The organism is Nocardia sp. CDC519, assembly GCF_059509835.1.
On sequence record NZ_CM183377.1, the window covers coordinates 6,123,750 to 6,148,684 of the forward strand.

At 68.7% G+C, this 24,935-nt stretch carries 26 protein-coding genes and 1 pseudogene; 12 read left to right on the forward strand and 15 right to left on the reverse strand.

The window, feature by feature from the left end; all coding sequences use genetic code 11:
- Positions 1-178 precede the first annotated feature (178 nt).
- Both AC5W7N_RS27845 and AC5W7N_RS27850 read right to left on the reverse strand, forming a co-directional pair.
- Positions 179-403, reverse strand: a complete 225-nt coding sequence (locus AC5W7N_RS27845; protein WP_163812683.1) for a hypothetical protein — start codon at positions 401-403, stop codon at positions 179-181.
- Positions 400-615: a hypothetical protein gene (locus AC5W7N_RS27850; protein ID WP_280213399.1), complete on the reverse strand. Its 216-nt coding sequence runs from the start codon at positions 613-615 to the stop codon at positions 400-402. Before AC5W7N_RS27850 ends, AC5W7N_RS27845 begins: the two co-directional genes overlap by 4 nt.
- A 371-nt stretch (positions 616-986) precedes the next feature.
- On the opposite strand from AC5W7N_RS27850, the pseudogene AC5W7N_RS27855 reads away from it, so the two are divergent.
- Together AC5W7N_RS27855 and AC5W7N_RS27860 are read left to right on the forward strand one after the other, a co-directional pair.
- A pseudogene (locus AC5W7N_RS27855) lies at positions 987-1,250 on the forward strand (LysR substrate-binding domain-containing protein); the annotation flags it as partial.
- A 187-nt stretch (positions 1,251-1,437) separates the two neighbouring features.
- On the forward strand, positions 1,438-2,073 hold the full coding sequence (locus tag AC5W7N_RS27860; RefSeq protein ID WP_495922639.1) for a DUF1345 domain-containing protein: 636 nt from the start codon (positions 1,438-1,440) through the stop codon (positions 2,071-2,073).
- A 15-nt stretch (positions 2,074-2,088) separates the two neighbouring features.
- On the opposite strand, the gene AC5W7N_RS27865 is transcribed toward AC5W7N_RS27860, so the two are convergent.
- From AC5W7N_RS27865 to AC5W7N_RS27880, 4 genes are all read right to left on the reverse strand, one after another.
- Positions 2,089-2,586, reverse strand: a complete 498-nt coding sequence (locus AC5W7N_RS27865) for a hypothetical protein (protein WP_194989371.1) — start codon at positions 2,584-2,586, stop codon at positions 2,089-2,091.
- A 184-nt stretch (positions 2,587-2,770) separates the two neighbouring features.
- Positions 2,771-3,583 carry a MerR family transcriptional regulator gene (locus AC5W7N_RS27870; protein WP_495922641.1) on the reverse strand — a complete coding sequence of 271 codons (813 nt, stop codon included), beginning with the start codon at positions 3,581-3,583 and terminating at the stop codon, positions 2,771-2,773.
- 29 nt (positions 3,584-3,612) lie between these two features.
- Entirely contained in the window at positions 3,613-4,113 is a 501-nt protein-coding gene (locus AC5W7N_RS27875) for a VOC family protein (protein WP_163812675.1), read from the reverse strand.
- 45 nt (positions 4,114-4,158) lie between these two features.
- Positions 4,159-7,311, reverse strand: coding sequence for an acetyl-CoA carboxylase family protein (locus AC5W7N_RS27880; protein WP_495922642.1), 3,153 nt, complete (start codon positions 7,309-7,311; stop codon positions 4,159-4,161).
- Between the two features lie 344 nt (positions 7,312-7,655).
- On the opposite strand from AC5W7N_RS27880, the gene AC5W7N_RS27885 reads away from it, so the two are divergent.
- The 4 genes from AC5W7N_RS27885 to AC5W7N_RS27900 all read left to right on the forward strand — a co-directional run bounded on the left by AC5W7N_RS27885 (position 7,656) and on the right by AC5W7N_RS27900 (position 10,256).
- Positions 7,656-8,186 (forward strand): cyclase family protein, encoded by a 531-nt coding sequence (locus AC5W7N_RS27885; protein ID WP_495922643.1) that lies wholly within the window; start codon positions 7,656-7,658, stop codon positions 8,184-8,186.
- A gap of 73 nt (positions 8,187-8,259) precedes the next feature.
- Positions 8,260-8,406 carry a DUF1059 domain-containing protein gene (locus AC5W7N_RS27890; RefSeq protein ID WP_104361371.1) on the forward strand — a complete coding sequence of 49 codons (147 nt, stop codon included), beginning with the start codon at positions 8,260-8,262 and terminating at the stop codon, positions 8,404-8,406.
- Positions 8,407-8,531: 125 nt separating this feature from the next.
- Positions 8,532-8,954 (forward strand): YciI family protein, encoded by a 423-nt coding sequence (locus tag AC5W7N_RS27895; RefSeq protein ID WP_194989374.1) that lies wholly within the window; start codon positions 8,532-8,534, stop codon positions 8,952-8,954.
- 15 nt (positions 8,955-8,969) lie between these two features.
- Positions 8,970-10,256 (forward strand): RNA polymerase sigma factor, encoded by a 1,287-nt coding sequence (locus AC5W7N_RS27900; RefSeq protein WP_163812667.1) that lies wholly within the window; start codon positions 8,970-8,972, stop codon positions 10,254-10,256.
- A gap of 105 nt (positions 10,257-10,361) precedes the next feature.
- Here AC5W7N_RS27900 and AC5W7N_RS27905 read toward each other — a convergent pair whose 3' ends face one another.
- The gene (locus AC5W7N_RS27905; protein WP_195021609.1) at positions 10,362-11,249 is read right to left on the reverse strand and encodes a LysR family transcriptional regulator; all 888 of its coding nucleotides are present in this window, start codon (positions 11,247-11,249) and stop codon (positions 10,362-10,364) included.
- 70 nt (positions 11,250-11,319) lie between these two features.
- On the opposite strand from AC5W7N_RS27905, the gene dapA reads away from it, so the two are divergent.
- From dapA to AC5W7N_RS27920, 3 genes are all read left to right on the forward strand, one after another.
- Positions 11,320-12,216, forward strand: a complete 897-nt coding sequence (dapA, locus tag AC5W7N_RS27910) for a 4-hydroxy-tetrahydrodipicolinate synthase (RefSeq protein WP_495922646.1) — start codon at positions 11,320-11,322, stop codon at positions 12,214-12,216.
- A gap of 40 nt (positions 12,217-12,256) precedes the next feature.
- The gene (locus AC5W7N_RS27915; protein WP_195021607.1) at positions 12,257-12,964 is read left to right on the forward strand and encodes a TetR/AcrR family transcriptional regulator; all 708 of its coding nucleotides are present in this window, start codon (positions 12,257-12,259) and stop codon (positions 12,962-12,964) included.
- A 178-nt stretch (positions 12,965-13,142) separates the two neighbouring features.
- Positions 13,143-14,123, forward strand: a complete 981-nt coding sequence (locus tag AC5W7N_RS27920) for an AurF N-oxygenase family protein (protein WP_194989378.1) — start codon at positions 13,143-13,145, stop codon at positions 14,121-14,123.
- 13 nt (positions 14,124-14,136) lie between these two features.
- On the opposite strand, the gene AC5W7N_RS27925 is transcribed toward AC5W7N_RS27920, so the two are convergent.
- Together AC5W7N_RS27925 and AC5W7N_RS27930 are read right to left on the reverse strand one after the other, a co-directional pair.
- A complete protein-coding gene (locus tag AC5W7N_RS27925; protein ID WP_163812656.1) occupies positions 14,137-15,108 on the reverse strand; it encodes a pirin family protein in 972 nt (323 codons plus the stop codon).
- A 222-nt stretch (positions 15,109-15,330) separates the two neighbouring features.
- Positions 15,331-16,383, reverse strand: coding sequence for an alpha/beta hydrolase (locus AC5W7N_RS27930; protein WP_495922647.1), 1,053 nt, complete (start codon positions 16,381-16,383; stop codon positions 15,331-15,333).
- Between the two features lie 227 nt (positions 16,384-16,610).
- Between AC5W7N_RS27930 and AC5W7N_RS27935 the strand changes: the two genes are divergently transcribed.
- Both AC5W7N_RS27935 and AC5W7N_RS27940 read left to right on the forward strand, forming a co-directional pair.
- Positions 16,611-18,116, forward strand: a complete 1,506-nt coding sequence (locus tag AC5W7N_RS27935; RefSeq protein WP_495922649.1) for an FAD-dependent oxidoreductase — start codon at positions 16,611-16,613, stop codon at positions 18,114-18,116.
- A 302-nt stretch (positions 18,117-18,418) separates the two neighbouring features.
- Positions 18,419-18,889 carry a hypothetical protein gene (locus AC5W7N_RS27940; protein ID WP_495922651.1) on the forward strand — a complete coding sequence of 157 codons (471 nt, stop codon included), beginning with the start codon at positions 18,419-18,421 and terminating at the stop codon, positions 18,887-18,889.
- Here the strand turns inward: AC5W7N_RS27940 and AC5W7N_RS27945 are convergent.
- Both AC5W7N_RS27945 and AC5W7N_RS27950 read right to left on the reverse strand, forming a co-directional pair.
- On the reverse strand, positions 18,835-19,284 hold the full coding sequence (locus tag AC5W7N_RS27945) for a hypothetical protein (RefSeq protein WP_163812648.1): 450 nt from the start codon (positions 19,282-19,284) through the stop codon (positions 18,835-18,837). The two genes, AC5W7N_RS27940 and AC5W7N_RS27945, sit on opposite strands and share 55 nt — an antisense overlap.
- A gap of 88 nt (positions 19,285-19,372) precedes the next feature.
- Positions 19,373-19,819 carry a MarR family winged helix-turn-helix transcriptional regulator gene (locus AC5W7N_RS27950; RefSeq protein WP_495922653.1) on the reverse strand — a complete coding sequence of 149 codons (447 nt, stop codon included), beginning with the start codon at positions 19,817-19,819 and terminating at the stop codon, positions 19,373-19,375.
- Between the two features lie 69 nt (positions 19,820-19,888).
- On the opposite strand from AC5W7N_RS27950, the gene AC5W7N_RS27955 reads away from it, so the two are divergent.
- Positions 19,889-20,359: an NUDIX hydrolase gene (locus tag AC5W7N_RS27955; RefSeq protein WP_163812644.1), complete on the forward strand. Its 471-nt coding sequence runs from the start codon at positions 19,889-19,891 to the stop codon at positions 20,357-20,359.
- Between the two features lie 4 nt (positions 20,360-20,363).
- On the opposite strand, the gene AC5W7N_RS27960 is transcribed toward AC5W7N_RS27955, so the two are convergent.
- The 4 genes from AC5W7N_RS27960 to AC5W7N_RS27975 form a co-directional block, all read right to left on the reverse strand.
- On the reverse strand, positions 20,364-21,347 hold the full coding sequence (locus AC5W7N_RS27960) for an NAD(P)H-dependent flavin oxidoreductase (RefSeq protein WP_495922654.1): 984 nt from the start codon (positions 21,345-21,347) through the stop codon (positions 20,364-20,366).
- A 198-nt stretch (positions 21,348-21,545) separates the two neighbouring features.
- Positions 21,546-22,772, reverse strand: a complete 1,227-nt coding sequence (locus AC5W7N_RS27965; protein WP_163812640.1) for a cytochrome P450 — start codon at positions 22,770-22,772, stop codon at positions 21,546-21,548.
- Between the two features lie 148 nt (positions 22,773-22,920).
- Positions 22,921-23,859 (reverse strand): serine hydrolase, encoded by a 939-nt coding sequence (locus AC5W7N_RS27970; protein ID WP_195021602.1) that lies wholly within the window; start codon positions 23,857-23,859, stop codon positions 22,921-22,923.
- Positions 23,856-24,740: a LysR family transcriptional regulator gene (locus AC5W7N_RS27975; RefSeq protein ID WP_194992098.1), complete on the reverse strand. Its 885-nt coding sequence runs from the start codon at positions 24,738-24,740 to the stop codon at positions 23,856-23,858. Before AC5W7N_RS27975 ends, AC5W7N_RS27970 begins: the two co-directional genes overlap by 4 nt.
- Positions 24,741-24,935 lie beyond the last annotated feature (195 nt).

The following is a 24,935-nucleotide window of genomic DNA, read 5'->3' on the forward strand; positions in this document are numbered from 1 at the left end:
ACATCCGAGTATGTGGTCCACGTCTCATGCACTGAACCGTGCCTGCCCGGCATGGCGGGTACCGCGTCCCGCTGGGCGGGAGGTGGAACGTCTCCTCGGCGCCTGCGCAGTTGCGATCACTGTGCGGCGACGGACCTTCGACCCGGTCGGTTTCCGGTCGGCCCGCGGCGGTTCACCCCTACCCTGTACCTCCGGCCTCCGATTCGGTCGATTCGGTATCGGTGACCGAGAGTGGATCGACGTCGATGTATGGGCCGACGAGCTCCCCCGACGACGGTGCGGCACCGAGCATTTCGGTCAACCTGACCGGCTCGCCGGTCCAGCCGTCGGCATACACCGGCGCCCAGGATCCGTCCGACCATTGCACCCAGCTCTGCGGCTCGGGTTCGTCAGGGGCCGTCATGAGAGCGTCGCCAGATACAGACGGGCAGCGCGCAACCGCGGACAGGTGTCGAAGCCGCATCCGAGACGTTCATGGATACCGACGATTCCGCGCGCGTGCCGCTCGGTGAGCAGAATGGGCACCTCATGGCAGTGTTCGTATGCGGGGTCGTCGGCTGAGCGGTGCGTGGCGGTGCTGTCGGAATTGTTCTCCGGTGGTTCTACCCCCTGCACTGATCACCACCCGGCAGGTCGGCCGTGTGATCGGAATCAGCTGTAGCCGAGGTCGGCATGTTCGTAACGGCCTCTCCCGCACGGACATCGAGCGCACGTCCGAGCGTTGTCGTCGAGAAACTCACGAGCGGATCGGCCGCCGTCAGCGATGGCATACTGGAGCCCATCGCCTCCGCCGACCGGGCGCGTCCCCCTCAGGGGCCGCAAGAGGACAACATCGACTAGCGTTCGCTCAAGAGTAACTGAGTACGCCGCGATTCGGGAGAGTTCCTGCAAATAGTGGCTAATGATGGATTGCCAAACGATAGCCATGGCTGGCGCGGAGTCGCCGCACTGCGCACCGGCCTGACCGGGGCCTGGGGATCGGCGCGATACCGGCGGCGTCGAGCACCGTCGCGCCGCTCACCGACCCGTTCTGCACCGGACATCCGCTGGTTCGGGTGCGCTCGGAGACCAGTCTCCGGTCCTCGGACATCGTCGACCGAATTCGCCGCTTCGAACTCGACGCCGGGATCGTCTATCCGCACGGCATCGACATCGGTGACCTCACCGTCACCCCGCTCTACCAGGAGCGGCATGTTCTGGTGGCGGGCGCTGAGCTGCTCGCCGGGCGCACCGACGCGATCACCTGGGCAGAAGCACTAGACATGCCGATGTACCTGCTGTATCGCACTGGTCACCCACGCCGACGAACCGAGTTCGGTGCTGACCCGGGCGCTGACCGAGACCGTGGGTTCGGCGAGAATCGAGGACGCGCTGCGGCGGATTCCCTGGCCCGGTTCCGACTGAACCGACCGGACCTCATCAGTACAGTGATCGAGCATGAGGGCTCGGCTTCTGCGCTCGGCTGTCGGTCGGCTCATCGCCTCGGCGCTGGTCGGCGTCGTGATCGGCGCGCTCGTCGGAGTGCTGACCGAATGGCCGCTCGGGGTCCTCGCCGGTATCGCCACGGCGGATACGCTTTTCGTCATCGGCGGATGGTTCGCGCTGTGGCCGATGACGGCCGAGCAGACGCGGGCGAACGCGCGCCGCGAAGACTTCCAGCCCGCCATCGAGGAACTGGCGGTGGTCGGCGCGGCCTCGAGCGGGCTGATCGGGATCGTGGTGATTTTGGCGCTCGGCAGTTCCGGAGCGGGTGAAGCGGCAGCCGCCCTCGCCTTGGGCGGGGTGTTCATGGCGTGGGCGGCGCTGCACCTGATGTATGCGGCCCGCTACGCCTACCTGTTCTACGAATCACCCACCGGCGGTATCGATTTCAACTCCGATGAGGCACCGGCCTACCGCGATTTCTTCTACTTCAGCTACAACCTCGGCATGACCTACCAGGTCTCCGACACCGACGTCGCCAGCTCGCGGATCCGCGCCATCACCCTGCGCCACAATCTGCTGTCCTACGCCTTCGGCACCGTCATCCTCGCGACGACGATCAACCTCGTCATGGATATCGCCACCGGATGATCGCCCGGCGGCGGCTCAGGCAGCGGTACCGGCGCGCAGCAAGGCCAGGGCCGCGTCGGGTACGAGCTCGCGCGGCAGGATTTCGCGACGCTGATCGGTGTAGCCGAGCACGACGAGTTGTTCCGTGCGAACGTCGACGGACTCGACCTCGTCGTATCGGTGGCTGTCGGCGTCGCCGTCGACGCCGGTGGTGAAGAAGTCCTCGAAGTATCGGGCGCGGATCACGGCGCCGGATCGGGCGTGCAGGGTCGTGGTGCGCAGGGCCGGGCCCAGCGGGAGGGCCAGCGCCATGAACGTCATGAGCACCGAGAGGAACACCGGCAGGTACAGACCGCCGACCGGCGCGACGACCACCCAGATCCCGAGCCAGATGATGACGAGCGCGACCAGGACGGGCCGGCCGATCGCCGACCGGAGAAAGGTCAGCACCATCCGCCGCGACATCGCACCGTCCACGACCTGCTCCAGGTCGAGCCACGGCGTGCGGGTCGGCACCGGCTGCTGCGCGTCCATGTCATCCTCCGTATCAATGCACCCAGGACCCTACCGACACCAGGAACCGGGACAAAACGGGCATCACTCCCCCACCCCGCCGCCGCCGAGCGCAGGCCGTCGCGCCATGACGCGACCGTCCGGATCGTCCGCGATCCCGCAGACACCCACGGCCCGTCCAGCTGGACGACCGGACCGGCCCCGCTCATTCCCAGGTCGCCGTCGCGGGATCGACACCGTGGTGGCGCGCATTCGCATCAATGATCTCTCGCAACCACACCGTCAAGCCGGGCGCCAACCCGTCGTAGAACTCGGTATATCCCGTCTCGGCGACATACCTGCGTCCCAGGCAGACCTGCATCGCATGGGTGCAATCGAAATAGGCCCCGATCGAGGCCCGATGACGTTCGGCCAGCGCATCGGCTTCCGCGCTGCCGGGCCGTACGCCCCGGCGGCAGGCCGCGGCCAGGTCCGCGTTGAGCGCGTGGACGGAGTCGGCGATCTGCTGCCAGTGCTCGGGCCCGCGATCGGCGGCCCGCTCGGCGTACTGCGCCCACTGCTCGGTGTCACCCCACCGTTCGCGGGCCCGGCCGACCCACTCGGGCCGCCAGTGCCTGCCGAACATCGCGACCTGCTCCTGGGCCGACAGCAGGATGCCGGAGTCCCTGGCCTCGATCATGCGGTCGAGCGCCGCGCCCATCCGTTCCAGCTCAGCGATGCGTTCGCGCAGGTCGTCGCGTTGGCGGCGCAGCGCGTCCAGCGCGTCGGCCGACGGCGCGTCGAGCAGTCCGGCGATCTCGGCGAGCGGCACGCCGAGCTCCCGGTAGACCAGCACGCGGTGCAGCCGGGTGAGATCCGCACCGGTATAGAGCCGGTAACCGCCGTCGGTGCGGGCGGAGGGGCTGACCAAGCCGATCGCATCCCAGTGGTGCAGGGCGCGGACGGTGACGCCCGCCCGCGCCGCGACCGCACCGACGGTGAGTCCTGCCTCGACGTCGCGAGCTCCCGGATCGGCCACACCGCCCAGTGTCCCAGCGCCGCCGCGCCTCACTCGCGGGTGATGCCGATCTCGCGCAGGTGCTCGGCCTCGGCGCTGTCCGGGTCCCAGGGCCGCGCCGCCGTCATGATGACGCGGGTGTTCTCCGGCGTGCGGACTTCCACCTCCACCGAGTTCCACGGCATCTGCCTGGGCCCGGTGGTCGAACCGGGGGCGAGCTGTTCGCAGGCCGCGGCGATCTCGTCGAGCTGGCCGAGCACGCAGGAGAAGCTGACGGTCGGTCCTGCCGCGTCGCCTGCCCGCTCGCCTGGCACGAGCAGCACATCCTGGAAGGCCCATCGGCGCAAGTGGGTGACGCGCCCTGGCGCGGTGAAGAAGTCCATGAAGCCGAGGCCGCGGACCCAGAAGTCCACCGATGCCGCCATATCGGGCGTCGGCGCGATGACGAACATGGGCATCCCGTAGATGCCGCGGTACAACTCGGGTGGTTCGGCGTCGGGTCCGGGGACGGGAACGGGGCTGATCTCGAAGGCGTCGTAGCGGTCGGTCATGACGTCATCGTCGAGCCTGACGCTACGTGAGGGTCAAGTCGCGGTTCAGAGCGTGCCGATCCAGCGGCGGGTGTCGGCGGGATCGATGACGTCGTCGAGCTCGAGCAGGGTGGCGGCATTGAGCGCCTTGCCGTTGGCGTAGGCGAGTTCGACGAGGTTGTCGAAGGTTTCCCGGCGCTGCTCGGGATCCTCGATCGCGGCCAGTTCCTTGGCGAAGCCGAGCCGCACCGCCCCTTCCAGGCCCATGCCGCCGATCTCGCCGGTGGGCCAGGCGACCACGAATCGCGGCGCCCGGAACGATCCGGCGGCCATCGCCTGTGCACCGAGCCCGTATCCCTTGCGCAGGATGACGGTGCCGAAGGGGACGGTGAGGGCGGCGGCATCGATGAACAGGCGCGCGAACCGGGTCACCACTCCCTCCTTCTCGATCTCCGGCCCGACCATGAAACCCGGTGTGTCGCAGAGGGACACGATCGGCAGGCGGTGGGTGCCGCAGAGCCGCAGGAATGCGCTGAGCTTGTCGGCCGCGGCGGCGTCGATGGCACCGCCGAGGTGGTGGCAGTCGTTGGCGATGACGCCGAACGGCCTGCCCTCCACCCGCATGAGGGCAGTGACCATGCCGATGCCCCAGTCGCGGCGCAGTTCCAGCACCGAACCGAGGTCGGCGATCGCCTCGATGACCGCGCGAATGTCGAAGGCGCGCAATCTGTTCTCGGGCACGATGTGCCGGGCCAGGCGCGGATCGGGTGCTTCCCACTCCTGGACCGCGCCTTGGAAGTACGCCAGGTACTTCCGCGCCACCGCGACTGCCTCGGCGTCGTTCGCCGCGACGATGTGCACGACGCCGTTGCGGCGCTGCACGTCGATGGGTCCGATGTCCTCTGGCTTGTAGACGCCGAGCCCGCCGCCTTCGATCATGGCCGGACCACCCATGCCGATATTCGCGTCCGGGGTGGCGATGACGACATCGCACATCCCCAGCAGCGCGGCGTTTCCGGCGAAGCAGCGTCCGGACACGATGCCGATCAAGGGAACTCGTCCCGAGAGCGCGCCCATGGCGCGGAAGGTGGTGACGTCCAGGCCCGACACACCCACGTAGTCGGTGTCGCCGGGACGTCCGCCACCGCCCTCGGTGAAGAACACCACGGGCAGTTCGCGTTCCCGCGCGAGTTCGAGCATGCGATCGGTCTTGGCGTGATTGCGCATGCCCTGGGTGCCCGCGAGCACCGTGTAGTCGTAGGACATCACGACCGCGCGGGACCGCTCATGCCCGAATCGATCGGCGTTGATGGTGGCGATGCCGGCGACGAGCCCATCGGCGGGAGTGTTCGCGATGAGGTCTTCGGTGCTGCGCCTGCGGCTCTGGGCGGCGACGGCCAAGCCGCCGTATTCGACGAAGCTGTCGGCGTCGACCAGGTCCTCGATGTTCTCGCGAGCGGTGCGGCGGCCGAGGCGATGACGTTTCGCGACGGCGTCGGGACGGGCCTCATCGCTGAGAGCGTCGTGGCGCCTGCGGACCTCGGCGAGGTCGTCGCGCACCCGATCGAGGTCGGTGACGGCCGCCTGCTCGCCGGTGCCGTCGTGGTCGGCGTCGGTGACGATCAGCAGCACGGCGTGCGGGTCGACCACGTCGCCGGGGGCCACGGCAGGCCGCAGCACGCGCAGCGGCTGCGGCGCGCGCACCACATGCTGCATCTTCATCGCTTCCAGCACCGCCACCTCGGCACCGGCGGGCAGCACGGTACCGGGCGCCGACACCGACACCACGGTCGCGCCCATCGGGGAACGAACCGTCCACTCGTCCGCAGCGAGATCGAGGACCTCCGACTGCTGGGCGGGCACGGCCGGTGCCGCGTACTCGGCTGCCCGAGTGAGTAGTTCGGCGGTGGCGTGGTCGAACCAGCCGGTCGATACCGGCCCGTCGAGGGTGTCGAGTATCGCGCGCAGCAACGCGATATTGGTGTCGAGGCCGGCGATGGTCGTCTCGGCGAGCGCGTCGCGACAGCGGCGCGTGGCGCTGTCCAGCGACGGTCCGCGGGCGATCACCTTTGCCAGCAGCGAATCGAATCGGGTGCCGTGCCGCATGCCGGTATGGACCGCGGTGTCGACGCGGACACCGGCGCCGGTAGGCGGACCGAACCCGGTGATGGCCCCGCTGGTCGGCAGTAGATCGCCGTCCGCGGTGACGAGTTCGGCGTTCACGCGCGCCTGCACGGCGTAGCCGCGCGCCGAATGGCCGAGGTCGAGTTCGGTCAGCGCACGGCCGAGCGCCAGGTCGAACTGGATGCCGACGAGATCGGTGCCGGTGATCTCCTCGGTGATGGTGTGCTCGACCTGGAGCCGCGGATTGACCTCGAGAAACCATCCGTCCTCGCCCGCGACGAGGAACTCGACCGTGATCACACCCCGGCATCCCACCGATTCCGCGATTCGCACCGCATCGCGATGCAACCGTTCCCGCAGGGCGGGCGCGAGCGCCGGTGCGGGCGCGATCTCGATGAGCTTCTGATGACGGCGCTGCACACTGCAATCCCGGTCACCCAGCGCCACCGCGTGGGTGCCGTCGGCGACGATCTGCACCTCCACATGCCTGGCGTCGGCGATGAGGGCTTCGGCGTAGACGGTGGCGTCGCCGAAGGCATTGCGCGCCTCGGCCCGGCAGCGTTCATACGCCGCCGCGATCTGGCCGGGCGCGAACACCATCCGCATGCCGCGCCCGCCACCGCCGGCGGCCGCCTTCACCATCACCCCGGCCGGATTGCTCGCCAGCAGGGCCGCGATGTCGTCGGGCCCGGCCGCACGAGTCGCCGGCAGCACCGGAACCCCGGCCTTCTCCGCCGCCGCGCGCGCCGCCACCTTGTCGCCGAAGGTCCGCAGCACCGCGGGTTCCGGGCCGGCGAAGATCAGCCCGGCCTCGGCGCAGGATTGCGCCAATTCCGCGCTTTCACTGAGGAACCCGTATCCCGGATGCACCAGCGCACCCGGCCCGGCGCCGCGAGCCGCCGCGACGATGGCGTCGACATCGAGATAAGCCGCCGCACCCTCTCCGGGCAACCGCACCGCCTCATCGGCCAACCGCACCGCCGTTGATTCCGATTCCTCGCCGGTGTGCAGCACCTGCGTCCGATATCCGCGTTCCCGGGCGGTTCGCACGATACGAACGGCGATCTCGCCCCGGTTCGCCACGACGATATCCATGACACCGCATCGTCGTTAATCTTGACGTCAATGTCAATTATTCGCCTGAGCCGCCCGAACGAGTAGTCCACTACGCGTGATTCGCGCCGACGGTGGATGGATCGTGGTTTTCGCCCCACTCGGCGGTACCCGGACGGCCGGCGGAACCGTCCCGGCACCGACCCCTCGGTGTTACCGGCTCGAGCGGCAACGTCCGCGCACCAGCGGCCGGGCCATGGAGCACCGAGGCCTTGGCCCTCGACGCCGACCACGGCTTCGGCGATCGTCACCGGCGACCGGCGACGCAATCGACGATGACCGGGTCTACGTCGAGGGCCGGGCGAGTGGCGCTATACCGTGACGCGGTGAACCCGTTCGGACGGCTGGTGAGCCTGTCACACGTACACGATCCGGCGACCACACCGGTGTATCCCGGCGATCCGGCATTCGAGATCGATACCGTCGCGACCATTGCCGAGGACGGCTATTACCTGCGGTTCGTGCGGCAGGGCGAGCATACGGGGACGCATTGGGGCGCGCCGGTGCATGTCGATCCGGCGGGTACGGCCGCCGACGAACTGGAGCTCGACGATCTGCTGCTGCCCGCGGTCCGGATCGATGTGCGCGCCGAGTGCGCGTGCGACCGGGACCATGCGATCACGGCCGGGGACCTGCGGGACTGGGAGCGGCGGCACGGGCGGATACCCGACGGCGCGGCGGTGATCGCCTGGACCGGCTGGGACGCGAAATGGGGCAGCCAGGACTTCCTCGGCACCGGCGCCGACGCCGGGCATATGCCGGGTTTCGCGGTCGACGCCGTCGAATGGCTGCTCGCGACCGGGCGGCTGGGGCGGCGCGGCGCCCTCGGCACCGCCGAGGTGAAACCGAATTACTAAAACGCGTTCACAAATGGCTGTCGCCGTGGTTCACTCGACACAACCGTGTTCCATGAGGACGAAGGGCACTCGCGTGAAGACCAGACTGAACTGCCCCTGCGGCGAACACATCACCGGCACCGACGAGGACGACCTCGTCGCCAAGACCCAGGCCCACCTCGCCGCCGAGCACCCCGGCCACGACTACACGCGCGACGAGATCCTCTTCATCGCGTACTGACCTGCGCGAACAGCGCCGGAAAAATTCTCGGAAAAATTTCACGGTCGTGTCGATCGGTTGCACCTCCCGTTCGACCTACGAATGAGAGGGTCACAACGACCCGGACCACACCGAGGAGACAGACCATGAAATACATGCTGATCATGCGGGCCACCGACGAGACCTTCGAGGCCTTCCAGAACGCCGACTTCACCGAAATCATGGAGTCGATGGGCAAGTTCAACGACGAGATGATCCGGGCCGGCGTGCTGGTCGCCGCCGAGGGTCTCGATCCCGACCCGGAATCGGGCGTCGTGGTGGATTATTCGTCGGAGACCCCGGTGGTCACCGACGGTCCGTACGGTGAGACCAAGGAGTTGTTCGGCGGCTTCTGGATTCTCAATGTGGCCTCGCGGGAAGAGGCGATCGAGTGGGCCAAGCGGGCGCCGATGGCGGGCCCGGGCTCCAAGTGCGAGATCCGCCGGGTCACCACTATCGACGAATTCCCGGAGGACAACGTGTGGATCGAGAAGGAGCGGGCGTGGCGCGAGGCCACCGGTCAGCTCTGAGCGAGCACGCCGAGGATGGTCGAGCACACCGGCCGTGAGGCCGTCGCCGCCGTCTGGCGGATCGAGTCCGCGCGGATCGTCGGTGCGCTGGCGCGCTACACCGGCGATTTCGCGCTGGCCGAAGATCTCGCCCAGGAGGCGTTCGCCGAGGCGCTGGTGACCTGGCCGCGGGAGGGCGTGCCGCAGCAGCCCGCCGGCTGGTTGCTCACCGTCGGTAAGCGGCGCGCGATCGACGCCTTCCGCCGCCGCGCGCTGCGCGACGACAAATACGCCGTCCTCGCCCATGGTCTGGGCGAGGGCGGCGTCGTCGCGGGCAGCCCGCCCACCGACCCGATGCGTGCGGCCGATGACGTGTTGTGGGACCCGGACCAGATCGACGACGATCTGCTGGCGCTGATGTTCGTCTCCTGCCATCCGGTCTTGTCGCGCGAGGCGCGAATCGCACTCACGTTGCGCGTGGTGGGCGGTCTGACCAGCGACGAGATCGCCCGCGCCTTCCTGGTGCCGACCGCAACCGTGCAGGCGCGCATCACCCGCGCCAAAAAGACACTCGCCGCGGCGCGGGTGCCTTTCGAAGTGCCGGCGTCGGCCGAGCGCGGCGCCCGGCTCGGTTCGGTGCTGAGCGTGATCTATGTGATCTTCACCGAGGGCTCTTCGGCCAGTTCCGGCACCGCGTGGATGCGGCTGGACCTGGCCGGTGAAGCGCTGCGGCTGGCGCGGGTGCTGGCTCGACTCATGCCCGAAGAACCCGAGACGCACAGCCTGCTGGCGCTGCTCGAACTGACCGCGGCGCGCTTTCCCGCCCGCACCGACGCCGACGGCCGGCCGGTGCTGCTGGAGCAGCAAGACCGGCGCCGCTGGGATCGTTCGGCGATCCGGCGGGGACGGGCCGCGCTGGCCCGCACCGAACAACTCGGACGCGGCCTGGGCGCCTACGGTTTACAGGCCGCGATCGCCGAATGTCATGCCGTCGCACCCTCGGTGGAGGAAACGAACTGGGAGCGCATCGTGCTGCTGTACGAAGCGCTCGGCCGGCTGGCACCGTCACCGGTGGTGGAGTTGAACCGGGCGGTGGCGGTGTCGATGGCGGACGGTCCGGCCGCCGCGTTACCGATCGTCGACGAGCTGGCGGCGGGCGGGGCGTTCACGAATTCGCATCTGCTGCCCAGTGTGCGGGGCGAGCTGTTCATCCGCCTCGGCCGCCGCGAGGAAGCCCGCGCCGAACTGGAAACGGCGATGCAGCTGTGTGGCAACGACCAGGAACGGGCGGTCCTGCACCACAAGCTCGCCGATCTCGGCTGATGAGTCCGGGCACGCCAGGCACTGCGCTCACCGGGTGACGCCCGCCGCCGGTGACCCATCGGAGCACGGCCACCGACGAGCATAGGGTCGTCGCAACGCCCCCGGCTAGGGCAGCGCCTGCGGGAATTCCCCTGCCGCACAGTCGTGCAGGGCGGCGCGGGCCGCGCTCACCATGGGATGGGCGCGGGTACCACGACGGTAGGCCAATCGAGTATGGCGCCGAGTCGGCAGCGGAGTCAGTACCACGCCCTCGGGTGGGGTGCTGGCACCGAGTTCGGGGACCAGGCTGACCCCGCGACCGGCGGCCACGAGGGCGAGCACGGCGCTGAAATCGTCGATGTGGTGGCGGATTCGCGGCGTGAAGCCAGCGGCTTCGCACACCCGGATCGTCATCGTGTGGCACAGGGTGCCCGGCGTGCCCGCGATCCAGGCGGAGCCGCGGTGGGCGGCGAGCGGATCGTCGCCGCGCGCGGCCAGGTAGATCGTTTCCGCGAGCAGCGGGTCGGTCTCCAACGCGGCGTCCGGCGCGACGGGCACGTGGTCGTATTCCTGCACCAGGGCGAGGTCCACCGATTCGCTGCGCAGCGCGGCCGGGGCGGTGGCCGGATCGAGCTCTGTGACAATCAGCTCCAGCCCCGGATGTGCGCCGGTGAGGGCGATCAAGGCGGGCGCGAGGATCGTCGGAACAGCGGTGGGGAAGGCGCCGATGCGCAGGGTGCCGGTGAGTTCTGCGCTCGCACTGGTCAGGTCGGCCGCCGCCCGCTCGAGGGTGGCGAGGATGGTTTCGGTGTGGTCGACCAGGGTCAGCGCGGCCGGAGTCAGGGTGACCCGGCGGCCGGTCCGTTCCAGGAGCGGCACGCCCGCCTCGCGCTCGAGGGCGCTCAACTGCTGCGAGACCGCCGAGGGCGTGTAGTTCAGCGCCTCGGCGACGGCGGCGATCGTCTGCCGGTGGGCCAGTTCCCGCAGCAGCCGAAGCTTCCGAACATCGAGCATCAGCTCAGCTTACGCTCGGCAATAGAAATGTGAACTGGACCTGAAGGTAGGACGCGCGCACGCTGGGCCCATGACCCTGACCGGACTGTTCGTCCCGCTCATCACGCCCTTCACCACCGACGGCGAGCTCGCGCTCGACGCCCTCGAGCGGCACGCCCATCGGGTGCTCGACGACGACGCCACCGGCATCGTCGCACTCGGCACCACCGCCGAACCCGCCACCCTGAGCGCCGAGGAACATCGCCGAGTGCTCGATGTCTGCCTGCGGGTGTGCAGCGAACGCGGCGCGCCGCTGATCGCCGGCGCCGGCACGAACTCGACCACCGGTTCTCTCGCGGCGCTGCATGCCCTGGACGAGCGGATCACCGCCGCGCTGACCGTCGTCCCCTACTACACCCGGCCGTCGGAAGCCGGGGTGCTGGCGCATTTCCGAAGGCTGGCGGCAGGACCGGTGCCACTGATCGTCTACAACATTCCGTATCGCACCAGCCGCACCCTCGGCCTCGACACCGTGCTCGAACTGGCCGATATCCCGGGCATCGCCGGGTTCAAGCACGCCGTCGGCGCGATCGATGACACCACCATCGCGATGATGGGCAGGCTCGCGGCCGAGGTGTCCGTGCTGGCCGGTGACGACCTGTACGCCGCGCCCCTGCTGGCGCTCGGCGCCCACGGCGCGATCCTCGCCTGCGCCAACCTCGCGACGTCGGCCTACGCCGAACTGGTCCGTGGCTGGCGCGACGGCCCGATCGATGCGGCCAGAATACTCGGACATCGGCTGTCCGGAGTGGCCGAAGCTGTTTTCGCGGAACCGAATCCGGTCGTCATCAAATCCGTCCTTGCCGCGCAAGGACACATTCCCAGCTCGACCGTCCGGCTGCCACTGCTGCCCGCTTCCGCGGCGGCGACGGCGGCCGCGCTCCGCGCACTCGACGCGGTCGACATCCGGTGCGGGCTGCGCAGCTGATCCGGCGTATTTCCCGCCGCGCACGCCGAGGTGGGATGCTGTGACCATGGTGTCGCAGCAGACGGACGTCGGTGGTGGACGGTGGGGTGACCACAATTCCGAACGCAGGCGCGCCATCATGGAGGCATTGATCGCCCTGATCGAGGAGTCCGATCCCGGCGCCGATATCCCGTTGCAGCTCATCGCCGAACGCGCCGGAATCCGCCGGTCGGTGATCTATCGGCATTTCACCGATCGCAAGGACCTCGACGCCAAGACCCGTGAATACATCGTCGAGTCCAACATCGACCGGGTCATGCCGACGCTGGACCTGGACGACACCCTGCACGACACCCTCGAGCGGATCATCGGCACCTACGTGCAGCTGGTGTCGGCGCGGCCGCGGCTGCATCTGTGGGTCGAGCACGGGCCGGGCAGCCACGATCCGGCCGGGCTGGCCGTCGTCGGCGGCACCAAACTCGCTGTCTCCCAGCGCATCACCGACCTGTTCCTGATGGCGACGGCCATTTTGGGCATCGAGGAGCCCGGGCTCGATGTGGCCGCCTACTCGGTGGTCTCGATGGTCGACGGCGCGGTGACGCGGTGGCTGCAGACCGACTCGCCCGGCTTGAACGCCGAGGAAATGGCGCGGCTGCTCACGCAATCGCTGTGGTTCCTCATCGACGGGCACGCGCGCCTGCGTGGTGTGGCGGTGGATCCGGATCTGCCGCTGCGCGAGCTGCTGGTGCGGGCCACCGCCGACGCCTGATTCGCACCGCCGCCGCACCCGAGATCGTGGCCGGTCAGCCGGTCCGAGCCGCTGCCGCGCGCGCGACACTGTGTGTGACACTCCGTCACGCTCACCTCTTGCCCGTCGCCGACAGGCGCTGTACCGTCGACAGTATGAGCGTGACACGCTGTCACACTCATCCGACGAGGAGTGCAGGATGAAGTCGACGCCCCTTGGCACCGATCCCGATATCGATCAGTACGCCGACGTCCTGGCAACGCTGTCGCACGGCTCGGTGACCCGCCGTTTCGACCCGTATATCGATATCGATTGGGACGACCCCGAATTCACGATCCGCTCCGACGACGATCGGTGGATTCTGCCCGCCTCCGACCCGTTCGGCGCGCATCCCTGGTACCGGGCCCTGCCCCGCGAGCGCCAGATCTCTATCGGCATGTGGCGTCAGGCCAATGTCGCCAAGGTCGGCCTCCAGTTCGAGAACCTACTGATCCGCGGGCTCATGCAACACGTCTTCGCCCTGCCCAACGGCTCCCCCGAATTCCGTTATTGCACCCACGAAGCCATCGAAGAGTGCAACCACACGATGATGTTCCAGGAGTTGGTGAACCGCATCGGCGTGGAAGTCGGCGGGATGCGTGCCTGGGTGCGGATGATCGGTCCGGCGATTCCGCTGGTGGCCTCGATCTTTCCGGAATGGTTCTTCACCATGGTGCTGGCCGGCGAGGAGCCGATCGACCACGCCCAGAAGACCATCCTCCGGGCGAACACGAACCCGCACCCGCTGCTCGAGCGGGTGATGTCGATCCACGTGGCCGAGGAGGCCCGCCACATCAGCTTCGCCCATGAATATCTGCGCCATGCGGTACCGAAGCTCGGCCCGGTGCGCCGGTTCGTGCTTTCGCTGCTGTTCGCGCCGACCATGCGGATCGCCTGCGACCTGATCGCCGTACCGACCCGCGAGTTCCGCAAGGAATGCGGTGTCCCGAGACGCGTGGTGCACGAGGTCTTCTGGGGCAGCCCGGAGTCACGCAAGGTGCTGCGCGGCTATTTCGCCGACGTCCGCATGCTCGCCGACGAGCTCGGCCTGATGAATCCGGTGGCCCGGCCGCTGTGGAAGCTGTGCCGGATCGACGGGCCCGCCTCGCGCTATCGCAGCGAGCCCGCCCGCGCCGCGTGAGGCGCGGCCCGCGTCAGTGCGGGCGGTGCGGCATCAGCGCGTTCTCGGGAACCACGCCCAGCTTGCCGGACTGAAAATCCTCGATGGCCTGGATCAGTTCGGCGCGGGTGTTCATCACGAACGGACCGTAGTGCGCGACCGGTTCCCGGATCGGCCTGCCGCCGAGCAGCAGCACCTCGAGTGCGGGACGGTTCGAATCCTGCGCGGTGTCCGCCGCGATGGTGATTCGGTCGCCTGTGCCGAGCACCACCAGCTGGCCCTGCTCGACCGGCCGGCCCTCGGCGCCGACGGTGCCGCGCCCCGACAGCACGTAGACCAGGGCGTTGTAGTCGGGCTGCCAGGGCGTCGACAGCTGGGCGCCGGGAGCGATGGTCGCGTGCGCGAAGGTGATGGGGGTATGGGTCGAGCCGGGCCCGTCATGACCGTCGATGGAACCCGCGATCACCCGGACCAGGGCACCGCCGTCGGCGGAGGACAGCAACCGCACCTGTCCGCCCTCGAGGCTCTGATACTTCGGCGGAAGGAACTTGTCTTTCGCGGGCAGATTCACCCACAGTTGCAGGCCGTGGAACAGGCCACCGGAATCGACCAGTTCCGCGGGCGGGGTCTCGATGTGCAGGACACCCGAGCCGGCCGTCATCCACTGGGTGGCGCCGTCTTCGATCAGCCCGCCGCCACCGTGGGAATCCTGGTGCTGGAAGCGTCCGTCGATCATGTAGGTGACGGTTTCGAATCCGCGATGCGGATGCCAGTCGGTGCCCTTGGGCTCCCCCGGCTCGTATTCGACCTCCCCCATCTGATCCATATGGATGAACGGGTCGAGCTCGGCGGTCGGCACCCCGGCGAAGGCCCGGACCACCGGGAAGCCTTCGCCTTCGTAACCGCGCGGGCCGGTGGTCACCGAGCGCACCGGACGTTCGGTGGCCTCGGGGCCGGCGGACGCGATCCGGGGCAGGGTCAGCGTATCGGCCGTGACAGCAGGCATTGCGTCTCCATTCTCTGCCACAACCCTGGTGTGCACCAGGGCGTGGGCGGCGCTGCTCGGTATCGGATCGAACTGGTTAAACTTTTAACCACCTTCGTGCGCGGTTTCTTCCCCGCGTGCCACCTGGGCGGTCTTCCCGCACGTCACAGCCCCGAAACGCAGCACCGGCGAAGCGATCCATGATCGCTTCGCCGGTGGATGCGCGAGGTCGGCCGCGCTACCTCAGCCGATGGATGACGACAGCGCGGGCAGCATCCGGAAGACCTGGTCCTGCCAGTTGTTCCAGGCATGGATGCCATAGGCGGGGAAATCGAAGGTGGCGTTGCGTGCGCCGAGGGTGGCCATGCGGACCTGGAAGGCGCGCGTGTTCACCAGTGCGAGCGCCTCCAGCGCCATGCCGTTGAGAGTGCCGACGCTCGGGGCGTCGGTGGCGGTGGGCAGGCCGCTGGCGGCGGAAACCCAGAGCCGGGTGTTGTTGCCGATCAGTCGCGGCGCGAACACGAACGGGTCCATGCGCAGCCACTTCGGATCCCACGGTGCGGCCATGGAGTCGACGTTGTAGCCGCCGGCGTCGATCATCGCGACGCGGATCGCCTCGCGCATACCGGGGGCGGAGATATTGAGGTAGCCGGAGAACGAACCGGCGAAGCTGAACTGATCGGGGTGGTAGGCGGCCAGGGTGAGCGCGGCGCTGCCGCCCATCGACAGCCCGAACACGCCGTTGCGGACGGGGTTGAAACCGAGCCGGTCACGCAGGGCGTAGCGCAGCTCCCGAGTAAGGAAGGTCTCCCAGCGGTAGGTGTAGTCCTTGCCGGGGCCACCGGAGAAGATGTTCAGGCCGCCGGATCCACTGGAGGATCCGGCCGCACCGGGCGGCACGCCGAGGAAGCTCGATGGGGCATTCCAGTCGATATAGAAGCTGGACTGGCCGCCGACCGGCATGACGACGTTGATGTTCCACTTCGTCAGCTCCCTGGCCACCTCGGTTTCGATCTCCCAGCCGTTGAGATCTTCCCGCGCGCGCATGCCGTCCAGGGCGTAGACCACCCGATCGGTGTTGCCGTCGGCGGCCCGGAACACCCGCGACTTGATCGGACCCATGCTCGAATCGACCCAGAAGTCGAATCCGGCGGGGTTGAACGCCGCCGAAGCGCTTGGCGCACCGACGAGGACGGCGCCTGCCGCCATGAGCAGGGCGACCAACGGTGCGAGCAGAGCCCGGCCGAGGCCGGAGCGGGAGGATTCGGGCCGGGGGCCTTGGCGGCGAAACCGCATCGATGAACCTTTCTCGACGTCACAGGGGTATCCACGCGGCCATCGGTCCGCGGCCCCCGACACCGCCGGACCGACCGGCCACATGAGTCGTCCCTCTGTCGGCTCCGGAACCCGTTCCGTTACCTTGCTGTGACATTTGCCTCGCAGCCCTGCACCACCCCATGACCGCCGCAGGCGCGTTTGAGCACGTCCGGACGGGGAAGCCGCCGAGTGTGAGCCTGCGAGTCGTGAACGAATCGTTCTGGATGGAAACCAGCGAACCCACCGCGTACCCCGCGCTGGACCGCGATGCCGAGGTCGACGTCGCCGTGGTCGGCGCGGGAATCGCCGGCTTGAGCACCGCCTGGGAGTTGCTCGGCACCGGTCGCTCGGTCGCGGTGGTCGAGGCCGGCCGAATCGCCGCGGGCGTCACCGGCTACACCACCGCGAAGGTAACCGCCCTGCACACGCTCGTCTACCAGCGCCTCACGAAGTCGTTCGGCGAGCCCGCCGCTCGCCTCTACGCCGCCTCGCAACAGGACGCGCTCGGCCGGATCGCGCAAATCGTCGACGAACTCGGCATCGATTGCCAGCTCGAGCAGTGCCCGGCCTACACCTACGCCGAATCCGCCGACGGCGTGGCCGCGATCCGCCGCGAAGTCGATGCCGCCGTGGCAGCCGGCCTGCCCGCGCAGTTCGTCACCGAGACCGACCTGCCGTTCCCGGTGGCGGGCGCCGTCCGGGTCGAGCAGCAGGCACAGTTCCATCCGCGCCGCTATCTGCTCGGGCTGGCCAGGGCGATCACCGAACGCGGCGGGATGATCTACGAGAACAGCCGGGTGGTGAACCTGAACGAAGGCCGCGCGCCGGTCCTCACGGTCGAGTCGGGTGCCCGGCTGACCGCCGCGGACGTCGTCGTCGCCACCCACTATCCGGTCTTCGACCGATCGCTGCTGTTTCCCCGCTTGACGCCGCATCGCGAACTGGTCGTCGCCGCGAGCATCCCCGAAGACCAGGCGCCACAGGGGTGCTACATCACGCCCCAGGGCACCACCCGCTCGGTGCGCACGGCCCCGCTGCCGGACGGGCAGCGCCTGCTCATCGTCACCGGCGAGAAATTCACCCCCGGACAAGGTGGAGTCCGCCGCCGATTCGACGTCCTCACCGACTGGACGAGCCGGCACTTCCCCGCCGCCGAGATCCGCTATCACTGGGCGGCGCAAGACAATTCGACCACCGACGACCTGCCCTTCATCGGCAGGCTGCATCCGCTGAGCACGCACGCCTACGTGGCCACCGGGTTCAACTCCTGGGGCATGAGCAACGGCGTGGTGGCCGCCCGGGTCCTGACCGGACGCATCACCGGTGACCGATTGCCCTGGACCGACCTGTACGAACCCACCCGGATACACCCGATCACCGAGGCCGTCCCGTTCGTGCGCGCGCAGACCGAGGTCGCCAAGCATTTCGTCGGCGACCGGCTGCGTACCGTGCGCACCGGCTCGGTCGCCGATATCGCGCCGAGCACCGGCGCCGTCCTCCGGGTGGCGGGCTCGCCGTGCGCGGTCTACCGCGACGAGGACGGCGAACTGCATGCGGTGTCGGCGACCTGCACCCATCTCGGCTGCCTGGTCGCCTTCAACGATGCCGAGCGCACCTGGGAATGCCCGTGCCACGGTTCCCGATTCACCGTCGACGGTGCCGTCGTCCAGGGTCCCGCTACCCGCCCGCTCGAACGCAAGCAGATCGATTAGGGACGACCCGCCACGAGCGTGCCGCCGGAAACGTCAATTGCACCTGCACGGTACAAATGTTCTTGCATTCGCACAATCGCATTCGGAAGTTTCGAATTCGGCACGCGCAGTTCATAATCCACCTGAATGAAATATGGCGAGTCCGGCTCCCCATACCCATACGATGCTGTAACCTTCAACTCCCAGTCGATGGAGAGGCAATAGCCGTGGCCCTGGCCCGCAGTAGCGCTTCGTGTGCGGTGAACGCGACAAGAGAAAAAGTGTGGGCGTTGATCTCGCGCCCGGACCAACTGAAGACATGGGTGCCCAATCACGACTTCTGGATCGGCGAGGTACCAGCGACATTCACGCTCGGCGTCACGGTTCGCGCGCAGGCAACCATCACCAGCATCATCCACGAACTCGATCTCACCGTCACCGAATGCCTCCCGCCCGAACGACTGGAACTCAGCGGTATCGGCCTCACCGGCAACCATTTCACCTATTCGATTTCCCTTGCCGAGGCCAGGAACTCACCGACGGTGGTCACCCTCGAAACGCGCTACACCGGTGCCCCGCGCCACGACACCGACTATTCCGCGATCATGCCGATCGTCGCCGATGAGATGAACCGCAGCGCAAAACTTCTCGCTGCCCAATTCCCGGCGGGCGACGTCCGTGGTTACCGAACGGGCCCGGCCCCCGCCTCCGCGCCGCGGGTTCTCCCCGAGGACGACGATCAGGTGGGCCGCACGATCATGAGCACGACCACCACGGTCCACAGCAGGTTGTAGATTCCGGCCAGCATCGACAGCGTCCGCAGGCGGCGTCCGTCATCGGGTGCCCGCAATGCCTCGCGCTGCATCGGGTAGATCTGCGCGCCGAGCAGGCCGCCGGCGACCGCGGTGAGGATCATGGCCGCGGTGATCCACCCCTCCCCCATGCGTCCCTGCACCGCCGCGAGCACGATGCCGACCGCCGGGACGATGATCGCGCAGGCGGCGTAGCCGCCGGTGATGCGGTGTAAAGCGCTCGCTACCGCCGGATTGCGCTCCGCGGAGGCCGCGCTACTCTGCGCCGCCCCGGCGGCGACGGGCGCGTAGCGCGGGAACAGGCTCGTCGCGATGGCCGAACCACCGACGAACACGATGCCCGCGAGAATATGCACCGACAACAACACATGCTGCACCGACCGACTCCATCCTTCAGACTGATTGAAGCATAACCGCAGCCTTCAACCTGCCTGAAGCTAGGGTGGCGCAGCTCACCCCGGATGGCTACGACGACATGGCCTCGGCGAAGGCCGCCAGAATGGCCGCGCCGACCTTGCGCTGAATCGGATCGGCTTCCGGGCCGAACATCCGCTCGTCCACGGTGGCCACCGCCGTCCGCGCCTGCGCAAGCAGCCGTTTGCCCTTGGCGGTGAGCTCGATCGTCGACGCCGACCCGGCGCGGGCCGTGCGATCGCGCACCAAGCCCGCACCGACCAGCGCCTTCACCGCGGTGTGCACGCTCTGCACGCTGATGCCCGACATGCGCGCCAACTCACTGAACGACGCACCGGGCACACCCGAAATATGGCCGAGCAGACCGAGTCTGCCGACGGTGAGATCCCATGGCGCGAGCGCGACGTTGAGCTCGGTCTCCACCCGGCGCGCGAGTGTCAGCACCAGGATGGAGGCACTGGTCACGGGTGGGTCGGGCCGGTCGTTCTCGGATGTCACCGACCCATCTTCGCGCACGCCGGGTCGGGGCCGGGGCACGGCGTACCGGCATTTCGCTACCCTGCGTGGATGACCGAGCGATTCCGGCTGGTGCCCGCCGTGTACGTGCTGTTCCGGCGGAACACCGCCGACGGGGAGGAAGTGCTGCTGCAATTGCGGCACAACACCGGCTTCATGGACGGATTCTGGGCGCATGCGGCCGCCGGGCACGTCGAGCTGGGCGAATCGGTGTTCACCGCGGGCGCGCGCGAAGCCGCCGAAGAACTCGGCGTCGGCGTCGACCCGTCGGAACTGTTGCCGCTCACCGTCCTTCACCGCCGCTACGGCGACGGCGCCGCAGACATCGATCACCGCGTCGATTTCTTCCTCGAATGCCGCACCTGGTCCGGTGAGCCCCGGCTGATGGAACCGGACAAGGCCGCCGATCTGCGCTGGTGGCCGATCGAAAAGCTGCCCGAACCGCTGGTCGAGCACGAGGCGTTCGTGATCGAGGGCTGCCGCACCGGCGAGCTACCACGACTGGCCGCGATGGGGTTCTGACGCCTCAGCCCGGGGTGGCGTCGGACTCGACGATGGTGGACCGGGCGGTGAGATACCGCGCGGCCGCGGTGCAGATGTCGTCGAACACCTCGGCGACCGGCTGACTGCTGGTGACCAGGCCGATGCCCTGGCCGGCGTCGATCGGCTCGATCCGTGGGTCGTCAGCGTCGACGGCGGCGGCCAGTTCGGCACGGGCGCGCCGGTCGGCGGCCAACGCGGCTTCGGCGCCGTCCCATCGGTCGGTGAAGTCGTTGCGCAGCACCCGCGCCGGATATCTGTCCGGCCACGGCAGACCCTGACCGATATCGAAGACGCGGGTGGTGATGGTGTCGGTCGCGTCGGCGCGCAGCAGTGCCGCTCGCGCGCGTTCGGTGGTGAGCGCTTCCGGGCACACCGCCAGCCGGGTGCCGAGCCAGGCTCCGGACGCGCCCGCGCCGAGGACCGCCGCCAGCGCATGCCCGGTCGCGATGCCGCCGGCCGCCAGCACCGGCACCTGGACGGCCTCGCAGACGATCTCGAGCAGCGGCAGGGTGGCCAGCGTGGGCTCGCCGTGGCCGCCGCCCTCGGCTCCCCTGGCCACGATGACGTCGATGCCCGCGGCCTCGGCCCGCACTGCCTGCTCGCGGTCGTAGACCTGGGTGGCGGCGCGAATCCCGGCCGCATGCACCCGCTCGACCCAGGACAGGTCGGTGGTGAAACTGATCGAGATCAGCACCGGACGCGCGGCGAGGGCGGTGTCGAACAGGTCGGGTTCGCGGGCCAGCACCCAGTCGATCATCCCGATGCCGAACGGCCCCGGATCCGGCCCGAGCTCGTCCAGTTCGGCCGTCAGCCGTGCCGCCGACCCCGCGCTGCCCATCCCGATCATGCCGAGTCCACCGGCCGCGGTGACCGCGGCGGCCAGCCTGCCGCCGGCCACGCCGCCCATGGGCGCGTTCACGATCGGGACCCGCAGGCCCATCTCGCGTGACCACGCTGTCGACAACATTCGGGTTCCACCTCCACTGTTTCCGGTCCGGGGCCGGGCCGGCTCCCTCGTGACAGTAACGCGCACGCGGCCCGGCCCTCCCGCCCGGCTGATGGCGGCACGCTGCGACCGGCTCGGCACACACACGAACGCGGCACCGCCCATCGAACGGTGCCGCGTCGTGCTCGATCGCGCGTCGTGCTTATGCGTGCCCGGTGCTCACTCGTAGGCGACTTCCCAGCGCTTGATGCCGTTGAGCCATCCCGAGCGCAGCCGCACCGGCTCGGACAGCTCGCGCAGGTTGGGCATGACATCGGCGATGGCGTTGAACATCAGGTCGATCTCGAGCCGGGCCAGGTTGGCACCCACGCAGAAGTGGGTGCCCGTGCCGCCGAAGCCGACGTGCGGGTTGGGGTTGCGCAGGACGTTGAACTGGAACGGATCCTCGAACGACGCCGGATCGAAGTTGGCCGCGCTGTAGAACATGCCGATGCGCTGGCCCTTCTTGATCTGCTGACCGCCGAGTTCGGTATCGACCGTCGCGGTGCGCTGGAACGCGGTGACCGGGGTGGCCCAGCGGACGATCTCGTCGGGCGCGGTGCGCGGACGCTGCTCCTTGTAGAGCTCCCACTGGTCGGGGTTGTCGACGAAGGCCTTCATGCCGTGGGTGATGGCATTGCGGGTGGTCTCGTTGCCCGCAACCGCGAGCAGGATGACGAACCAGGCGAATTCGTCGGAGCCGAGCGCTTCACCGTCGAGGTCGGCGTTGACCAGTGTGGTCACGATGTCGTCCATCGGACACTTGCGCTTCTCCTCGGCCAGGTTCCAGGCGTACCCCATGACCTCGGCGGTGGCCATCTTGTGATCGCCCTCGAAATCCGGGTCGTCGTAGGAGATCATTTGGTTGGTCCAGTCGAAGATCTTGCCGCGATCTTCCTGCGGTACGCCGATCAACTCGGCGATGGCCTGCAGCGGCAGCTCGCAGGCGATCTGCTGGACGAAATCGCCGCGGCCTTCCTTCTTGGCCTCGTGCACGATGCGCTCGGCGCGCTCGGTGAGGGCCTCGCGCAGGCTGTTGACCGCGCGCGGGGTGAAGCCCTTGGAGACGATCCGGCGCATCTTGGTGTGGTTCGGCGGATCCATGTTGAGCATGAGCATCCGCAGCATTTCGATCTCTTCGCGGGCGATATCGCCGTTGAAGCGGATGATCGCGGTGTTCTCCTCCGAGGAGAACACCTCGGGGTTCTTCGAGATCTCCTTGATGTCGTCGAGCTTGGTGACCACCCAGTAGCCGCCGTCGTCGAACCCGCTACGGCCCTTCTCCTGCGGGCACCACCACACCGGTGCCACCCGGCGCAGCTCGGCGAATTCCTCGATCGGCAAGCGCTGGGCGTACAGGTCGGGGTCGGTGAAATCGAACCCGGCGGGGATGGACGGTGCGGCCACGAGTACCTCCTTGCGGCCTGCTCCGGTGCAGACCTCACAGCGTTGTGTAGAACACGTTCCACCCCGATTAGACCATAAGAACGGAGTCGGTGAACAGGATTTAGTAATACCTGTTTATCAGACTTTCCGTGACGCCCGCCGGTGCGCGTCAGTCCTGCGTGAGCGGGTGCCGCAGCGCGGTGACGGCGATGCGGGCGGCTTCGGCGATCGCGGCGTCGACCACGGCCAGCTGCGGATCGGCCCGCGCCGCCCGGGTGAACACCGCCACCGCCACCGGATACTCGGCGGGAAACTCCACGACGGCGACCTCGTTGCGGATGACGCCGATGGTGCCGGTCTTGCCCGCAACGCTGACCCCGCGATGCGGAAACGCCGCGGCGATGCGGTGCGGCCACACCTGCTTGCGCATCACCGAACGCACGAACCCGGTTTGCTCCGGCGACAGTACGCCGCCCTCCCAGACCAGGTGCAGAAACCGGGTCATCTCCTCCGGGGTGGTGGCACTGGCGTACGAGGGGTCGTAGGCCGAGACCGACCAGGCCTCGTCGTTGTCGGCGAGCGCGGCGAAGGCCTCGGCGGTGCTGTGGGTATCGGTATCGCGGACCAGGCTGCGGTGCACATCGGCGGTGCCGCCGACGATCCGGGTCTCGGTGAGCCCCAGTTCGTCCAGCAGGTCTTCCACCGCACCGAGTCCGATCTCGCCGAGCAGGACGTCGGCGGCGGCATTGTCGGAGACCGTCATCATCGAGGTGGCCAGATCGCGCCTGCTCATCGTTACCGGATCGTGCAGTGCGGCAAGGCCGGTGGGACCGGGTGTGCAGTCGGCGGGATCGACGGTGAGCTGCGCGCGCGGATCGATCAGCCCGGCGTCGACCCGGCGGCAGAACGCTACGAACAGCACGAGTTTGTAGACCGAGGCGGTGACCACCCGGTCACGGCCGTCGACCGAGATCTCGGCCGCGCTACCGCAGCGGCGGGCGTGCAACCATCCGGTGCAGCCCGCGTCGGCGAAGACCGCGCGGATCCGGTCGGTGACGCCGTCCGCGTCCGCACCGAGCTGCCGCGTGTCGTAGCGGATGCGGCTCATCGCAAGCGCTCCCGGTACAGCACGCGGTCGAGGGCGTCGGCGTGCGGCTGGGCGTCGGGGCGGTGGACCACGCGCACCCGCAGCGCAAGGGCCTGCGGGGCCATGGTCAGCCAGGTCACGCCAGGAGTGGGTGTCGGCGCCATTGCCGTGAGCCCGAAACTGGTGCCGGCAGCGACCGCGGCCAGGACGGCGCGATCATCGCGGGCGGTGCCGAGATGTACGTCGAGCCCGCGTTCACGCAGCAGGTCGAGCGTCGTGTCGAATGCGGGTGGATTGCCCGCGCGCGGCGGGTGCACGAACGTCAGGTCGGCGAGCATACGGAAGGTGGGACGTTCGGCGGCGGCGCTGCGATGATCCGAGGGCACCACCAGCCATCGCGGCAGCTTGACCACCGGCCCGGCCTCGACGCCGTCGACCAGGGCCGGATGCTCGATCACCGCCACATCGCACAGGCCCGCCCGCAGATCGCCGAGCAGATCGGCGGTCGCCCCCACGGTCGTGGCAACGGTCGCGCCGGAACCAGCCGATCCGCGCAACGCGGTCACGCAGGCGGTCACCAGCGGATCCGGTACGGCTGCCGCCACGCCCCAGTGGACGTCGCCGCGGGCGTGGGCGATGCGCTGCGATTCGGCCAGCAGCCGTTCGGCGTCGTCGACCAGCAGCCGGGAGCGTGGCAGCAGCTGACGTCCGGCGGAGGTGAGCACCGCGCCCTGTGGGGTGCGGTGCACGAGTTCGACGCCGAGGAATTGTTCGAGCCGCCGCAGCCCCTGCGAGAGCGGCGGCTGGGTCATCTCCAACGCGGCCGCCGCCCTCCCGAAATGCCCCTCGTCCGCGACGGCGACGAAGAAGCGGAGGTGGCGGATCAGGTCCATGGCGGTCATTGAACCAGCCGGCCGTCAGGTCCCCGCCGCGTCGCGTGGCGACGGCTCGTATCTGTGCCCGGACAGGGCCGGTGAACTGCGGTGATATCGAGTGCGACTGGCCACTGCCGATACCCGCTATTGGCCGCGAGGAGCGCAGCGATGATGTTGTTCAGCGGTGACTTTCCCAGCTCCCTCCCACCGCCGCCGACGTCT

Bases quoted from the DNA above. Each gene is read 5' to 3' on its own strand.
- AC5W7N_RS27845 (WP_163812683.1), bottom strand. From the start codon at position 403: ATGACGGCCCCTGACGAACCCGAGCCGCAGAGCTGGGTGCAATGGTCG.
- AC5W7N_RS27860 (WP_495922639.1), top strand. From the start codon at position 1,438: ATGAGGGCTCGGCTTCTGCGCTCGGCTGTCGGTCGGCTCATCGCCTCG.
- AC5W7N_RS27865 (WP_194989371.1), bottom strand. From the start codon at position 2,586: ATGGACGCGCAGCAGCCGGTGCCGACCCGCACGCCGTGGCTCGACCTG.
- AC5W7N_RS27875 (WP_163812675.1), bottom strand. From the start codon at position 4,113: ATGACCGACCGCTACGACGCCTTCGAGATCAGCCCCGTTCCCGTCCCC.
- AC5W7N_RS27880 (WP_495922642.1), bottom strand. From the start codon at position 7,311: ATGGATATCGTCGTGGCGAACCGGGGCGAGATCGCCGTTCGTATCGTG.
- AC5W7N_RS27895 (WP_194989374.1), top strand. From the start codon at position 8,532: ATGAAATACATGCTGATCATGCGGGCCACCGACGAGACCTTCGAGGCC.
- AC5W7N_RS27900 (WP_163812667.1), top strand. From the start codon at position 8,970: ATGGTCGAGCACACCGGCCGTGAGGCCGTCGCCGCCGTCTGGCGGATC.
- AC5W7N_RS27905 (WP_195021609.1), bottom strand. From the start codon at position 11,249: ATGCTCGATGTTCGGAAGCTTCGGCTGCTGCGGGAACTGGCCCACCGG.
- dapA (WP_495922646.1), top strand. From the start codon at position 11,320: ATGACCCTGACCGGACTGTTCGTCCCGCTCATCACGCCCTTCACCACC.
- AC5W7N_RS27920 (WP_194989378.1), top strand. From the start codon at position 13,143: ATGAAGTCGACGCCCCTTGGCACCGATCCCGATATCGATCAGTACGCC.
- AC5W7N_RS27925 (WP_163812656.1), bottom strand. From the start codon at position 15,108: ATGCCTGCTGTCACGGCCGATACGCTGACCCTGCCCCGGATCGCGTCC.
- AC5W7N_RS27930 (WP_495922647.1), bottom strand. From the start codon at position 16,383: ATGCGGTTTCGCCGCCAAGGCCCCCGGCCCGAATCCTCCCGCTCCGGC.
- AC5W7N_RS27955 (WP_163812644.1), top strand. From the start codon at position 19,889: ATGACCGAGCGATTCCGGCTGGTGCCCGCCGTGTACGTGCTGTTCCGG.
- AC5W7N_RS27960 (WP_495922654.1), bottom strand. From the start codon at position 21,347: ATGTTGTCGACAGCGTGGTCACGCGAGATGGGCCTGCGGGTCCCGATC.
- AC5W7N_RS27970 (WP_195021602.1), bottom strand. From the start codon at position 23,859: ATGAGCCGCATCCGCTACGACACGCGGCAGCTCGGTGCGGACGCGGAC.
- AC5W7N_RS27975 (WP_194992098.1), bottom strand. From the start codon at position 24,740: ATGACCGCCATGGACCTGATCCGCCACCTCCGCTTCTTCGTCGCCGTC.